Source organism: Kerstersia gyiorum (assembly GCF_048595715.1).
In the GTDB taxonomy this organism is placed as follows: domain Bacteria; phylum Pseudomonadota; class Gammaproteobacteria; order Burkholderiales; family Burkholderiaceae_B; genus Kerstersia; species Kerstersia gyiorum.
In genome coordinates this window covers 2,336,185-2,349,838 of record NZ_CP169556.1, presented here as the reverse complement: position 1 = coordinate 2,349,838, position 13,654 = coordinate 2,336,185, and the positions used below count along the sequence as shown (strand labels likewise).

At 63.8% G+C, this 13,654-nt stretch carries 13 protein-coding genes; 8 read left to right on the top strand and 5 right to left on the bottom strand.

Annotated features, from left to right (window positions below; genetic code table 11):
* Positions 1–12 precede the first annotated feature (12 nt).
* Positions 13–1,311 (top strand): citrate synthase, encoded by a 1,299-nt coding sequence (locus ACEW7X_RS10385; RefSeq protein WP_068370638.1) that lies wholly within the window; start codon positions 13–15, stop codon positions 1,309–1,311.
* Between the two features lie 92 nt (positions 1,312–1,403).
* Here the strand turns inward: ACEW7X_RS10385 and ACEW7X_RS10380 are convergent, their stop codons facing one another.
* Positions 1,404–2,582 carry an MFS transporter gene (locus ACEW7X_RS10380; protein WP_134838595.1) on the bottom strand — a complete coding sequence of 393 codons (1,179 nt, stop codon included), beginning with the start codon at positions 2,580–2,582 and terminating at the stop codon, positions 1,404–1,406.
* Positions 2,583–2,630: 48 nt separating this feature from the next.
* Entirely contained in the window at positions 2,631–3,872 is a 1,242-nt protein-coding gene (locus ACEW7X_RS10375) for an MFS transporter (protein WP_420177173.1), read from the bottom strand.
* A gap of 134 nt (positions 3,873–4,006) precedes the next feature.
* On the opposite strand from ACEW7X_RS10375, the gene ACEW7X_RS10370 reads away from it, so the two are divergent.
* A complete protein-coding gene (locus ACEW7X_RS10370; RefSeq protein ID WP_134838593.1) occupies positions 4,007–4,627 on the top strand; it encodes a TetR/AcrR family transcriptional regulator in 621 nt (206 codons plus the stop codon).
* A gap of 104 nt (positions 4,628–4,731) precedes the next feature.
* On the opposite strand, the gene ACEW7X_RS10365 is transcribed toward ACEW7X_RS10370, so the two are convergent.
* Entirely contained in the window at positions 4,732–6,060 is a 1,329-nt protein-coding gene (locus ACEW7X_RS10365; RefSeq protein ID WP_134838592.1) for a PLP-dependent aminotransferase family protein, read from the bottom strand.
* 81 nt (positions 6,061–6,141) lie between these two features.
* Between ACEW7X_RS10365 and ACEW7X_RS10360 the strand changes: the two genes are divergently transcribed.
* Together ACEW7X_RS10360 and ACEW7X_RS10355 are read left to right on the top strand one after the other, a co-directional pair.
* Positions 6,142–6,774 (top strand): LysE family translocator, encoded by a 633-nt coding sequence (locus ACEW7X_RS10360; RefSeq protein ID WP_134838591.1) that lies wholly within the window; start codon positions 6,142–6,144, stop codon positions 6,772–6,774.
* A 239-nt stretch (positions 6,775–7,013) separates the two neighbouring features.
* The gene (locus tag ACEW7X_RS10355) at positions 7,014–7,469 is read left to right on the top strand and encodes a MaoC family dehydratase (RefSeq protein WP_068370642.1); all 456 of its coding nucleotides are present in this window, start codon (positions 7,014–7,016) and stop codon (positions 7,467–7,469) included.
* Positions 7,470–7,483: 14 nt separating this feature from the next.
* On the opposite strand, the gene ACEW7X_RS10350 is transcribed toward ACEW7X_RS10355, so the two are convergent.
* Positions 7,484–8,887: a PLP-dependent aminotransferase family protein gene (locus tag ACEW7X_RS10350; RefSeq protein WP_167731938.1), complete on the bottom strand. Its 1,404-nt coding sequence runs from the start codon at positions 8,885–8,887 to the stop codon at positions 7,484–7,486.
* Between the two features lie 120 nt (positions 8,888–9,007).
* Here ACEW7X_RS10350 and ACEW7X_RS10345 point away from each other — a divergent pair, with 120 nt between their 5' ends.
* Positions 9,008–9,877, top strand: coding sequence for a DMT family transporter (locus tag ACEW7X_RS10345; RefSeq protein WP_068370643.1), 870 nt, complete (start codon positions 9,008–9,010; stop codon positions 9,875–9,877).
* Positions 9,878–10,084: 207 nt separating this feature from the next.
* Positions 10,085–10,852, top strand: a complete 768-nt coding sequence (gene dsbG / locus ACEW7X_RS10340) for a thiol:disulfide interchange protein DsbG (protein WP_130487389.1) — start codon at positions 10,085–10,087, stop codon at positions 10,850–10,852.
* Between the two features lie 43 nt (positions 10,853–10,895).
* Here the strand turns inward: dsbG and ACEW7X_RS10335 are convergent, their stop codons facing one another.
* Positions 10,896–11,672 carry an AraC family transcriptional regulator gene (locus ACEW7X_RS10335; protein ID WP_130487390.1) on the bottom strand — a complete coding sequence of 259 codons (777 nt, stop codon included), beginning with the start codon at positions 11,670–11,672 and terminating at the stop codon, positions 10,896–10,898.
* Positions 11,673–11,934: 262 nt separating this feature from the next.
* Here ACEW7X_RS10335 and ACEW7X_RS10330 point away from each other — a divergent pair, with 262 nt between their 5' ends.
* Positions 11,935–12,906, top strand: coding sequence for an MFS transporter (locus ACEW7X_RS10330; protein ID WP_130487391.1), 972 nt, complete (start codon positions 11,935–11,937; stop codon positions 12,904–12,906).
* A 101-nt stretch (positions 12,907–13,007) separates the two neighbouring features.
* Complete coding sequence (locus ACEW7X_RS10325) at positions 13,008–13,442, top strand: VOC family protein (protein WP_068370646.1); 435 nt, start codon at positions 13,008–13,010, stop codon at positions 13,440–13,442.
* Positions 13,443–13,654: the final 212 nt, after the last annotated feature.

Below are 13,654 nucleotides of genomic sequence, written 5' to 3'. Positions count from 1 at the left end.
GGATGCATTGCAATGAAACTGTCCGACAAGAAGGCAACGCTAAGCTTTTCCGATGGTTCGGCTTCGGTTGAATTTCCTGTTTACCAGGGCACGGTTGGCCCGGATGTGATTGATATCCGTAAGCTCTACGGGCAAACGGGCATGTTCACGTATGATCCCGGTTTCCTTTCGACCGCATCTTGCTCGTCTGCCATCACTTACATCGACGGCGACAAGGGCGAGCTGCTGTATCGCGGCTACCCGATCGAGCAACTGGCCCAGAACTGCGACTTCCTGCAAGTCTGCTACCTGATCCTGAATGGCGAACTGCCCGACGAAAAGCAAAGCGCCGATTTCGACTACGCTGTCACGCATCACACCCTGGTACACGACCAGCTGCAGTTCTTCCTGCGTGGCTTCCGCCGCGACGCGCACCCGATGGCCGTGCTGACGGGCCTGGTTGGTGCCTTGGCGGCGTTCTACCATGACTCCACCGACATCAACAATCCGGAGCATCGCCGCATTTCCGCGATCCGCCTGATTGCCAAGATGCCGACGCTGGTCGCCATGGCGTACAAGTACTCCGTGGGCCAACCGCTGGCCTATCCGCGCAACGACCTGTCGTACACCGGCAATTTCCTGCGCATGATGTTCAGCAATCCGTGCGAAGACTACGTGGTCAACCCCGTCGTCGAGCGCGCTCTGGACCGCATCTTCATCCTGCACGCTGACCACGAACAGAATGCCTCGACCTCGACTGTGCGCCTGTGCGGTTCGTCGGGCACCAACCCGTTCGCAGCCATTGCCTCCGGCGTGGCTTGCCTGTGGGGTCCGGCTCACGGCGGCGCCAACGAAGCTTGCCTGCAAATGCTCGAAGAGCTGCAAGCCAACGGCGGCGTGGCCAAGGTCGGTGAATTCATGGAAAAGGTCAAGGACAAGAACTCGGGCGTGCGCCTGATGGGCTTTGGCCACCGTGTCTACAAGAACTACGACCCGCGCGCCAAGCTGATGCAGGAAACCTGCAAGGAAGTGCTGCAAGCACTGGGCCTGGAGAACGACCCGCTGTTCAAGCTGGCCATGGAACTGGAGCGTATCGCTCTGGAAGATCCGTATTTCGTCGAGCGCAAGCTGTACCCGAACGTGGACTTCTACTCGGGTATCGTCCAGCGCGCCATCGGTATTCCGACCTCGCTGTTCACGGCCATCTTCGCGCTGGCCCGTACCGTGGGCTGGATTGCCCAGTGGAACGAAATGATCTCCGATCCCGAATACAAGATCGGCCGTCCGCGCCAACTGTTCGTGGGGTCGCCCTCGCGTGACATCAAGGCTTAATGGCTGGCAGCCGTTGAGCGGATGCGGCGGCAGCATCCTCGCCAGCCGTATCTGAATGATCCCCGTGTCTTTGGCACGGGGTTTTTTTTTGCCTATTCGTTGCCGGTGAATGGCTTTGAGCGCAGGGCCAGTAGCAGGGCGGCGGCAAATCCAGCCGCCAGCCAGAGATTGCCGGCGAGGCCCAGCCTGTCCACGCTGTGGCCGCCGGCCCAGGAACCCAATGCAATGCCGATATTGAACACGCTCACATAGAGCGCGGCGGCAATTTCCACGGCTCTGGGAGCGGCTTTCATCATCCAGGTCATTAAACCGACAGAGACGCCGCCGTAGGCCAGGCCCCAGGCCAGCAGCAGGATAGCCCCGCCGGCCGGCGTGTGGCCCAGGCCCAGGAACAACAGGGGCGCGGCCAGCAGGCCCATGGCGATTGCTGCCACAGTTGCCCTGGTATGGCGCGCGGCATGCATGCCCGCGAGGAAGTTGCCAGCCACGCCGGCAACGCCATAGGCGAAAAGCAGCATGCCTATCCATTGCGAATCGAACGCTGGGAATGTCAGCAGCAAGGGGCGCACGAAGGTGAAGGCGATGAAGTGGCCGGCCACCAGCAAAAGTGTCAACAGCAGCCCGGTACGCAACTGCCGGTTGTGCCATTGCGCTCGGAAATGTCGCAAGGCCGTGGAACCGGAGACTGGCAGGGCGGGCAGGACAGCGCCATGCAAGACCAGTACCAGTCCGCTGAACAGTGCCATGCTGCCGAAGGCCCAGCGCCAGCCGGCAAGCTCGCCGATCATCGCCCCCAGCGGTACGCCCAGCACGGACGCCGCAGCCACACCGCCGAAAATGACAGAAGTGGCGAGGCCAAGGGCATGGCCTGGGACCAGCCGCGCCGCCAGCCCGCCAGCGATGGCCCAGATGCCGCCGATACAGAAACCGAGCAGTGCGCGGGCCGCCAGCATCCCGCCCAGGTTTATCGCCAGCGCCGAGGTCAGGTTGGCCAGTGCCAGCAAGGCCAGCAGGCCGCACAGGATCTTGCGCCTGTCCAGATTGCCCGAGACGATGACAACCAAGGGAGAGAAGCCGGCGGCCAGCAACGCGGGCAGGGACATCATCAGGCCGGCCCTGCCGTTGGACGTGCCCAGGTCGGCGGCGATGGCATCCAGCAGGCCTACCGGCAGCATTTCCGTGCTCACGACCGAGAACGTGGCAAGGCCCACGGCAATAACTGCCAGCCAGGCGCGCCGGGACGTGGCATGGGTATCAGGCGCGAGATTCATGGCTGGTAACCTTGAAATGAGCAGTCAAAGAGGAAGAGGCATGCAGGGTCATGGCTTGCAATGCTCCAGCGTGGAGTCAGGGGCGACAGCAGGGGCGACTGCCGGGGTGGCTATCCGCAGGCGCTGATGGCCGCGCAAGGCTGCCAGCAGCACCACGGTTGCTGCGCCGAGTGCGACCAGGAGGCCAGCCCGGGCACCATGTTCATCGACCAACTGGCCGGCGGCTGCGGCACCCATCGCAACTCCGATGTTGAGGCCGGCCAGCAGCCATGTCATGCCTTCGGTAAGGCGTTGTTCCGGTACCAGCCGTTCCACCAGCGACATGGCAACGATCATGGTTGGGGCGAAGAACAGGCCGGCTATCCATACCGCAGCGGCCAGCATGGGAATACTGTTTGCCAGCAGCAGAGGCAGCGTTGTGGCCGCCGTTGCCAGACCGCCCAGCAGCAATAGGCGGTGCAACGGGGCGGACAGCTTCAGCGCACCGAAGCCGAGCCCGGCCAGGCAGGACCCCAGGGCATAGGCGGACAGGATCAGGCTCGCCGCAGCCGGCTGGTCCAGCTGTGCGGCAAAGGCCACGCTCACGATATCGACAGTGCCGACTATCGCCCCCATTGCCATCATCATGAGCACCAGCAGTTGTACCGGCGTCTGGCGGATGACCGATCGCACTGCGCAGTACGTGGCCTGCTGCGGATTCACGGGAGGCTCTGTGCCACGTTGCACGACCAGGGCTGATACACCTAGTGCCAGCACAAGTGCAGCTGCCATCAGGCCAGCCTGTGGCAGCACGGCAACGGACAAGCCTACCGATAGCGGCGGTCCGGCAATGAAAGTCACTTCGTCCAGTACGGTTTCCAGTGAATAGGCGGTTTGCAGCCTGGGTTGGCCACGGTAAAGCACCGACCAGCGGGCCCGCACCATGGCCGACAGGCTGGGCATGAAGCCGGCCAGCAGCGCGCCGGCAAAGAGTGGCCAAACGGCATGAGAATGCCAGGAGGCTGCGATCAGGAGCAGGAGCCCGACGCTGCTGACTGCCGTGGCGGCGGGCAGGACGCGGCTTTGCCCATGCCTGTCGACCAGGCGGGATATCTGGGGCGAAACCAGGGCGTAGGCCAGCACGAACGTGGCGGAGACGGCACCTGCCAGCGCGTAGCTGCCACGCAATTGTGACAGCATGGTGATGATGCAGATGCCCGTCATGGGCAGGGGAATTCGTGCCAACAGGCCAGCCAGGACAAAGCCACGGCTGCCGGGCGCATTGAAAAGTTCTCGATAGGGGTTGGCCATCTTGTTTCTCTGAAGGCGCCGCTTGCCTGGGGGGGACGGTACGGCGAAAATACATACGTAGCGTATGAATGTGATCATATATTCATACGCAGTGTATGTAAATAAACATTCAATATGTATGTAAAGGGGATGTGATGGTTCGTCGCACACGTGCTGAAATGGAAGAAACCAGGGTGATACTGCTGGTCACTGCCCGTCGGGTGTTCGGCGAAGACGGCTACGCGGATGCGTCAATGGATGACCTGACCGCCAGGGCCGGGTTGACCCGGGGAGCGCTGTACCATCATTTCGGTGACAAAAAGGGACTGCTGGCGGCAGTGGTCATGCAGATCGACGCCGAGATGGATGCGCGCCTGCAAGCGATTTCAGATGGGGCCGAGGATGACTGGGCAGGGTTTTGCAAGCGATGCCGCGCCTACCTGGAAATGGCGCTGGAGCCGGAAATCCAGCGCATCGTGCTACGCGATGCGCGCGCCGTACTGGGCGGCGCCACGCCGGAGGCGCAAGGGCACTGCGTGAGCTCCATGCAGAAGATCATAGACAGGCTCATGCAGCAGGGAGTGGTGGCGCAGGCTGATGCGCAGGCGCTGGCATCCATGATTTATGGCAGCCTGGCCGAAGCCGCGTTCTGGATCGCGGATGCCGAAGATGGCAGTCAACGCTTGCAACAGGCCACGCAGGCGTTGGAATTATTGTTGCGCGGATTGCTGGCCGAGCCTGGGTCCGAGGGGCGAAGGGTTAATTCGGCTGGCTAGGCGACGCGGCTGGCAGGCAACCTGGCAGCCCGGCGACAAGATGGTCCGGTGGCCCGATGACCCGGTGGCGTGGGCCGAAGTGGCTAGTGCTGGTGGCAAGCAACCTAATCTATTTCCGTTGCGCCTGCATCCAGGATCTGGCGCAGTTGCGTCAAGGCTTGGCGCAGCGTCTCTGGTGGCGGGGCCGACAGGGCGAGGCGCACGGCGTTCGGCGAGTGTCCGCTGGCGATGGCAAAGGCGCTGCCCGGCGCAATGGCGATGCCTTGCCGGGCGGCGGCGGCGACCAGGTTTTCTGCACGCCAGCCAGCGGGCAAGGGCAGCCACATGTGATAGGCGCGCGGGTCTCCTGCCGGCGCCAGGCCGGCAAGCGCCTGGCGTGCGATTTCCTGCCGCATGGCGGCGTCTGCACGCTTGAGCGCGGCAATCTGCCGGGCGCTGCCGTCGGACATCAATTGCAGGCCCAGGGCGAGAGGAAAGCCGGCTGCCGCCACGCCGCCAGCGCGTATGCTGGCGGCCAGCCGTGGCGCCAGGGCTGGTGGGGCTGATGCGAAGCCCAGCGTCAGGCCGGGTGCAATGCGCTTGGAGAAGCTGTCCACGTAGATGACTTGTTCAGGCGCATAAGCGGCAAGCGGTAGGTCATCGACAAGAAAGCGGTAGATAGCATCTTCGATGGCGGGTAAACCAGTGCTGGCCAGTACGGTTGCCACGGCCTGGCGCCGAGCCGTGTCCATATGGCAGCCCAAGGGGTTGTGCAGTGAAGGCTGCAGGTAGAGGCCATCGAGCGGCGTGGCTGCATGCGTCTGCAGGATGGCGTCGGGCACCAGGCCTTGGGCGTCGATGGCCAGCGGTACTAGCGTAATGCCCAGCTGGCTGGCCAGGCCCCGTATTCCCGGGTAGGACAGGGACTCCACGCCGATGCGGCCGCCCGGCGCAGCCAGTGCGCGCAGCGCGGCGGCAATGGCCTGCCGTCCGTTGCCGGTGAAAAAAATGCTGTCGTCCTGCGGTTGCCAGTGCGCTTGCGCCAGGAAAGCGGCAGCGATGCGGCGGGCCTGGGGCTTGGCGGCAGTGCCCACGGCCTGCAGGGCATGGCCGAACAGGCCGGCCTGGAGTATCCGGGCAGTGGCGTCGGCCAGCATGGTATTGGCCTGGGCCAGGACGGGAATGTTCATTTCGAGGTCTACGGAAGCCAGGCCTGGCTCCGACAGGGCAGGATGAGGCGCAGCCCAGGCGGGCCGGACATAGGTGCCGCGCCCGATCTCACCGCTGGTCAGTCCGCGGCGGGCGAGCTCGGCGTAGACGCGGCTCGCAGTGGAGGCGGCAATTCCGTGCCGGTCGGCAAAATCGCGCTGCGGCAACAGCCGGCTGCCGGGTGGCAGGCAGCCTGATGCGATATCGGCGGCGATGGCATCGGCCAGCGTGCGGTAGTCCGTCATGTCATTGCTCCGAGTGCAATATATCAATTGCACTGAATTATGCCTCAGTGCAATGATGAGTCCTTTGCAGGAGTCACAACAATGGTTTCCGCCAGCAATCTCGCGGCCTTTTCCCTGGTCGCCCTGGGCATGGTGATCACGCCAGGTCCAAACATGATTTACCTGATCTCTCGTTCCATCGCCCAGGGACGGCGCGCGGGGCTGGTGTCGTTGTGCGGCGTGGTCATGGGTTTCTTCTTCTACCTGGTCTGTGCGGCTTGTGGCCTCACAGCGCTGCTGCTGGCCGTGCCATACGCCTATGCGCTGATACAGTGGGCGGGGGCGGCCTATCTGTTGTATCTGGCGTGGCAGGCCGTGCGGCCTGGAGGCAGTCCGGTATTCGCGATACGCGCGGATATGGTGCCAGACAGGCCGCGCAAGCTGTTCCTGATGGGGTTTGTGACGAATCTGCTCAATCCCAAGATCGCCGTTCTGTATCTGTCGTTGCTGCCGCAGTTCATGGACCCGGCCATGGGCGATCTGTTGCTGCAGGGCATGACGCTGGGGCTGGTGCAGATTGCCATCAGCTTTTCGATCAATCTTGCCATCGTCTGTGCAGCCGGTTCGATCGCGGGTTGGCTTGCTTTGCGTCCGGGGTGGTTGCGGATGCAGCGCTGGTTGATGGCGGGAGTGTTGACGGCATTGGCGCTGCGGCTTGCGACGGAACGGCGCTAGGCAGGAAGCGTCAGCGCAAGAGGCGCGTATCGGTGCCGGTGTCGGTGTCGATGCATGGCGGCAGGCGCGGGCTTATGATGGATGCTGGGTTGGCGCAAGCCGGCTGCAGGCACAAGCCGGAGTCTGCGCGGCACTGCCACCTTTTCAGGGTGGAGAAAAAGGCGGCTGGCAGGCATCCGGATAGGGTGGAGAAGCCTTTCATTCCTGAACCCGGAAGGCTTCACAAGGAGACTGATTGCATGACCAAGCAGAACAAAATCTATCTGGAAGATATTGAAATCGGGACGGAGTTCCGTAGTGCCGAACATGCGCTGGATGTGGCGCAAGTCATTGGCTTTGCCCAGCAGTTCGACCCGCAGGTATTCCACCTGGACGAAGATGCCGCTCGGCAGACGTTTTTTCAGGGGCTGGCGGCCAGCGGTTGGCATACGGCCGCGATCACCATGAAGCTGCTGGTACAGAGTATTCCGGTCGGCAATGGCCTGATAGGCGCGGGCGTCGAGGTGGCCTGGCCGCAGCCAACCCGGCCGAACGATGTGCTGCGGGTCGTCAGCACGGTCAAGCAGATACAGCCATCCAGGTCCAAGCCGGACCGGGCCATCGTCATCATGGAGTGCCTGACGCTGAACCAGCGCGACGAGGTCTGCCAGCGCATGACGGTCAAGACGCTGGTCATGCGCAGACCGGCGGGCTGAGCCGCAGCGGCCGGCTAGCCGGCCATGGCTTGTGCCAGTACTTCGAAAATGCGCGGGTCGGCACATTGGGCGACATTGAAGCGCAGGTAGTCGGCGGCGCGTTGCGACTGGCTGAAGGCGTTGCCGGGTGCCAGGATGATACCTGCCTTCAGGCAGGTGCGGGCCAGCGTGGCGGCATCGCCGCCGGCGGGCAGGCGGCACCAGAGGAACATGCCAGCCTGGGGCCGCAGCCAGGGCTGGATGCCTAGTGCCGCAAGCCGTTTCAGGGTGGTGTCCATCGCGGTGGCCAGGCGTACCCGGATGGACTCCATATGGCGGCGGTAGCCGCTGTCGCTCAGCGCGGCCAGGATGGCTTCTGTCGCAAGGCGGCCGCCGCCGAACGACGTGGCGATCTTGAGGTCTGACAATCCTTCCAGCCAGTCTGGTCGGGTCGCAATGTAGCCGCAGCGCAGCGAGGCGGAAATGGTTTTGGAAAAACTACCTATCTGTATCACCCGGGAAAAATCGTCGAAGGCGGCCAGCCGGGGTGCCGGCGTGGTTTCGAAGTCCGCGAAGATGTCATCCTCGATGATCGTGAGCCTGGCTGTGTCGGCAAGTTTCAGCAGGCGATGCGCCACGATGGGGGAGAGCGTGGCGCCGGTGGGGTTGTGAATGCCCGCATTGGTGATATACAGGCGTGGCGCATGTTCCTGTAAGGCAGACGCGAAGGCATCCAGGTCGGGTCCTTGTGGGGTATAGGGCACGCCGACCGCATGAACCCGGTGCGCTCGCAGCAACGCGTGGAAATTGAAGTAGCAAGGATCGTCGACCAGGACGGTATCGCCAGGCTGCAGCAGGAAGCGGCAGATCAGGTCGATGGAGTGCGTGCTGGATTCGGTGAGCATGACCTGCTCGGGGGCGACATCGACGCCATTGCCGGCCAGGCGTCGTGCCAGCCATTGACGCAGCGCGGGGTTGCCCAAGGGGGGCGCGTACTCGGCAAGCGTCGTACTGGATGTACGCGCCAGGGTACGCAGCGCCCGACGCATACCGGTTTCATAGAGCCAGTCGGGCGGCAGCCAGCCGCATCCGGGCTTGAGAACGTCCACATCGGTTTCCAGCGACTGCCGGGAAATCCACAGCGGGTCGATGGCGCGGTCCAGGTCGGGGGCCAGTTCAGACAACGCCAGTGGGGCCAATGGCCCGGCAACATAAAACCCGGAGCCAGGGCGTGACACCACAGCGCCGCCGGCACTGAGGCGGCCATAGGCCTCCACGACCGTGGAAACAGAGCATTGCATTGCTTGCGCCTGGGCGCGCACGGAAGGCAGGCGTGCACCCGGCGGATACACGCGGGAAGCGATCCTGGACTGTATTTCCGCCATGACAGCTTCGATGCGGGTGTGTGCCTGAGCCTGGCGATGGGATTCGTTTTTCATATCGGTCATCAACTGTGCTGGATTTTGATCCATAACAGTTCTTTCTAATCGTACTGGATTGTATCTGGCCCGGCAGCAGGAACGGGTGATCTACTGCCATCAAGCTTGATGGAGAGGATGATGTCGAAAAACAGCAAAGGGTGGGTGCAGGGCATGATAGGCGTGGCGATTTTCGCGGGTTCTCTGCCCGCCACGCGTTTGGCCGTGCGCGGATTCGACCCGGTGTTCCTGACCGGCGTCCGGGCGCTGATCGCGGCGCTGCTGGGGGCTGCCTTGCTGTGGCTGCTGCGGCAGCGGCCGCCCGAGCGCAAGGATTTGCCCGCGCTGGCCCTGACTGCCTTGGGGGTAGTGGCCGGGTTCCCGTTGCTGACGGCCCTGGCCTTGCAGCAAGCCAGTGCGGCACGCGCCATGGTGTTCGTGGGCTTGCTGCCATTGTGCACCGCGCTCTTTGCCGTCTGGCGCGGGGGTGAACGGCCTAGACCGGCATTCTGGCTGTTTTCCGGCGCAGGGGCCTTGTGCGTGAGTGCCTATGCCGCGCTGGACGGTTCGGCTGGTTCCATCCCGGGTGATCTGATGATGTTGGGTGCTGTGCTGATCTGCGGACTGGGCTATGCCGAAGGGGCTGGCTTGGCGCGCCGCCTGGGCGGCTGGCAGGTGATCAGCTGGGCCCTGGTCCTGTCGGTGCCGGTTATGCTGCCGCTGGCGCTGTGGTGCTGGCCGCCGTCGTTGGTGGGTATCGGGCAGGAGGCCTGGCTGGGCCTGGCCTACGTTTCGGTTTTCAGCATGCTGGTGGGCTTCGTGTTCTGGTATCGCGGGTTGGCGCTGGGCGGTATTGCTGCGGTCGGGCAACTGCAGTTGCTGCAACCGTTCCTGGGCCTGGCGCTGGCAGCCGGTCTGCTGCATGAGCCGGTGACGACCGGTATGCTAGTGGCCATGCTGGGAGCACTCGTGTGCGTGACGGGCGCCAAGCGCTATGCGGCTGCTGGATGAAGTCCAGGGAATCGGGAGCTGAGGCGTGGCACCTGCGTGGCAATGCGATGGTGGCATGCCGCATCTTGTTGACACCTGCTTGCAGGTTCATGGTCGGCGAGCTGGCGCTTACATGGGAGAATTGAGCCTGGCTGGTTTCAGGCGGACGGTAGGGTGCAAGCGTGCGCCATTGCCTTCACTGGATTTTCTCAAGGAATAAGAGCGCGTATGTTTCAGCAAAGCCTTTGTTTTTCTTCCCTGCTTCTGGCAAGCCTGGCCCTGGGGGCCGCACCTGCGCATGCGGCTGAGATGCCCGAAGCGGTGACGGCGCTGCAGGCCAAGGGGCTGAAGGTGGTGCAGGAGTTTGAAGTCGGAGGCGGCCTGCGCGCCTTCGCGGGCGTTGCCGGGGATGTGCCTGTCGCCGTTTATTTGACCAGCGATGGCAAGGCGATCATCGGCACGCGCCTGGACGAGAAGGGGCAGGCGCTGGACGAGGAGATCCTGGAGCAACTGGTGGCGCAGCCGATGGCGGAACAGGCCTGGGCGCAGTTGACCGAGGCCGATTGGGTGCTGGATGGCAAGCCGGACGCGCCGCGCATCGTCTATACCTTCAGCGACCCCAATTGTCCGTATTGCAATCGTTTCTGGCAGGCTGCCCGGCCTTGGGTGGATGCCGGCAAGGTGCAATTGCGGCATGTGCTGGTCGGCGTCATCAGGGCTGACAGCCCCGCCAAGGCAGCCGCCATCCTGGAAGCCAAGGACCGCACGGCGGCGCTGCTTGAGAACGAACATAATTTTTCCAGGGGCGGGATCAAGCCTGCGGCGAAGATTTCCGCAAAGGCCGGCGCGAGTCTCAATGCCAATCAGGCCTTGATGGCCAGCCTGGGTTTTCGTGGTACGCCTGGCATCGTGACGCAGGACGGCAAGGGCGGGTTGACCAAGCTCAACGGCATGCCCCAGCCGGAGTCTTTGCCGGAATTGTTCGGCCCGCTCTGAGCGCGTGAGTGGGCGCGGCCCAGGCAGCGCTCCCGCTGGCCGTTCAGCCGTGGCCGAAGTATCTGGCGGGAGTTTTGCCGAACATGCTTCGAAAGGCGGCGATGAAGCTGGAAGGCGATTCATAGCCGACTTCAAGCGCAGCCTGCGTCACACTGGCGCCATAGGCGAGTTGTTCCATCGCAGTCAACAGGCGCAGGCGGTAGCGCCAGGCGCCAAAACTCATCCGGGTTTCCAGGGAGAACAAGCGTTCCAGCGTGCGTGCGCTCGCACCGGCATGGCGGCACAGGCTGGCCAAAGGTTCCCGGTTGGCCGGGTCCTGCTGCAGGATGGCAACGATGCGCAGGGCACGCGGGTCCGTCGGCATGGGGATATCCGCCGGGGCCTGCTCCAGGGCCTGCAACTGGTCGATCAGAACGTGAGCCATGCGGCCCTGGGGGGAATCTGCTGTGTAGTCGGCGGGATACTCGGCGCAGGCCAGTATCAGTTCACGTACCAAGGGTGGTACATCCAGTACCCGGCAGGCGCTGCCGCCGGGGATGTCATAGGCGTCGGGATCTATGTAAAGCACACGGGTCTCGGCCGGCCGCTTGACCTCAAGCCCGTGTGGGATGCCACCGCCTATCCAGATGGCACGGCTGGGCGGCAGGATCCATTGGCCGGCAGGCGTCGCGACATGCACGACGCCACGGGTCGCATAGATCACCTGGTGGCGCAAATGGCTATGGGGCGCCAGCCTGCCTGGCTGCCAGCGCTCCACCTGGCCGGCAATCGGGGTGCGGGCCTGGTCGGGATTGGCAAGGGATTGGCGGATTATCAACATATTCGGTCATTATGCATGGAGACGCGCCGGCAGGGCTGGCCTAAGCTTGGATTTCATTACTGTTCGGCTTGCCGGCCGACGTAGGCGTCTGCGGCAGCGGTGCGACGGCAATGCGGAACGAAAGACCTTCCCCACGACAGGCATACATGCATACGAGAACCCCTGACACGACTGCTGCGCCGCTGGACGGCGCCAAACGCGCCACTCGGCTGGCCTTTTTCATTGCCGGCTGCGGGATTTCCGCCTGGGCGCGGTGCTTGGCATGCCCGCAGCCGGCGTCCTGTCGGGGCGGCTGGGTAGCAGGCGTGTCATTGTCGCAGGGGCGCTGGGGATTTTCGTGGCCTTGCCGCTGCTGGTGATAGGCACCAGTCCATGGGCGATGGGCGCAGCGTTGCTGCTGTTCGGCGCGTCCATAGGCGCCATTGACGTTGCGGCCAATATCCACGGTTCGCAGGTACAGGACCTGGCGGGCGTGCCGCTGATGTCCGGCTTTCATGGCATGTACAGCATCGGCGGCCTGGCTGGGGCCAGTGGCATAACGGCGCTGCTGGCCGCCGGTCTGCCGCCGGGCGCCGCCGCCGCGCTGGCCAGCGTCGTCATCGGCGCAGCGATCCTGTGGGCATTGCCGGGCTTTCTCAACACCCGGGCAGAAGGACATCATCCCATGTTCGTGCTGCCGCGAGGCGCCGTGTTGGTGATGGGTGTATTGGCATTGATTACCTTCCTGGTCGAAGGCGCCATGCTGGACTGGGGAGCAATCCTGTTGACGCAGGTGAAGCATGTTGATGTGTCCCTGGCCGGCATGGGCTATTCCGTCTTCGCCACGGCCATGGCGCTCAGCCGCCTGGTGGGCGACCGCCTGGTCCTGGCCATGGGGGAGAAACGCATGCTTTCGGTCAGCATGGCAGTCACCGGCTTGGGCATCATGTCGCTGGCCTGGGTGACATCCGTTCCGGTTCTGCTGGCGTGCGTGGCGCTGGCGGGCATGGCCGTCGGAAATGTCGTGCCGGTGTTGTTTTCCCTGGCGGCACGCCAGCGCGTCATGCCTGCCGCCCATGCCATCGCGGCCGCCAGCATGCTGGGGTACCTGGGTGTATTGCTCGGGCCGGCCTTGATCGGCTATGCCGCCCATTTCGTCGGCCTGGAAATTGCTTTCGTGGGGGTGGGGGGCTTGCTGCTGCTGGCGCTGGCAGGCCTGCCAGCCGTGCTGGCGAGCGGGCGGAACGCGTCCTGAGGATGGCTGACAATAGCTGTTTCGCTGCGCTACGGCTGCACCGGTGAAAAACGGTAGAACGCATACTGGGTGCCTGTCCGAGTTTTTGTCCAGGAAAAGACATGACCCAAGCCCGCAATTTCAACCAGCTCTGGCGCGAGCGTAACGATACGTCCCGGCAACCGGTGCCGCGCGTTTTGATCCGTGTTTTCGTTGGTCCGGGGCAACTGGAGGCGTCTGTGCGCTTCTACGAGGACCTGCAGGACGTGAAGGCGGATGCCGGTTTTCCCTTCCCGGAAGCCGGCCTGCGGCTGGCGATGGTGGGGGCCTTCCTGCTGATTGAGGGGGCGCCGGAGGCGCTTGCGCCATTCACATCGACGACCGGCACCCTGCTGGTGGATGATGTCCGGCCATACTATGACAAGCTGGTGGCGGCCGGCGCGGAAATTATCTTTCCGCTGCAGGTCGTGCCCACCGGCGCTGCGTTCAATGCCGTGCATCCGGATGGTACGGTGGTGGAATACGTGCACCACAGGCCGGACCCGCAGGGGCGCTGAACTAGGCGCGCCGGCTGATGGTGACCAGCGCGAAGGCGCTTGCGCACACGGCCACCAGCAGGAGCATGACGGCCCGGACAGCTTGGCTCGCGTCTGTGCCATGCGCCGCGCCAGCCGCATATGCGGCTGGGTGATCTGGCTGCGGTTCGCCAGGCAGCCCGAGCCCCCTGCCGATACACCTGCTTTGGCTGAAAACCACGCGCATGACCGCC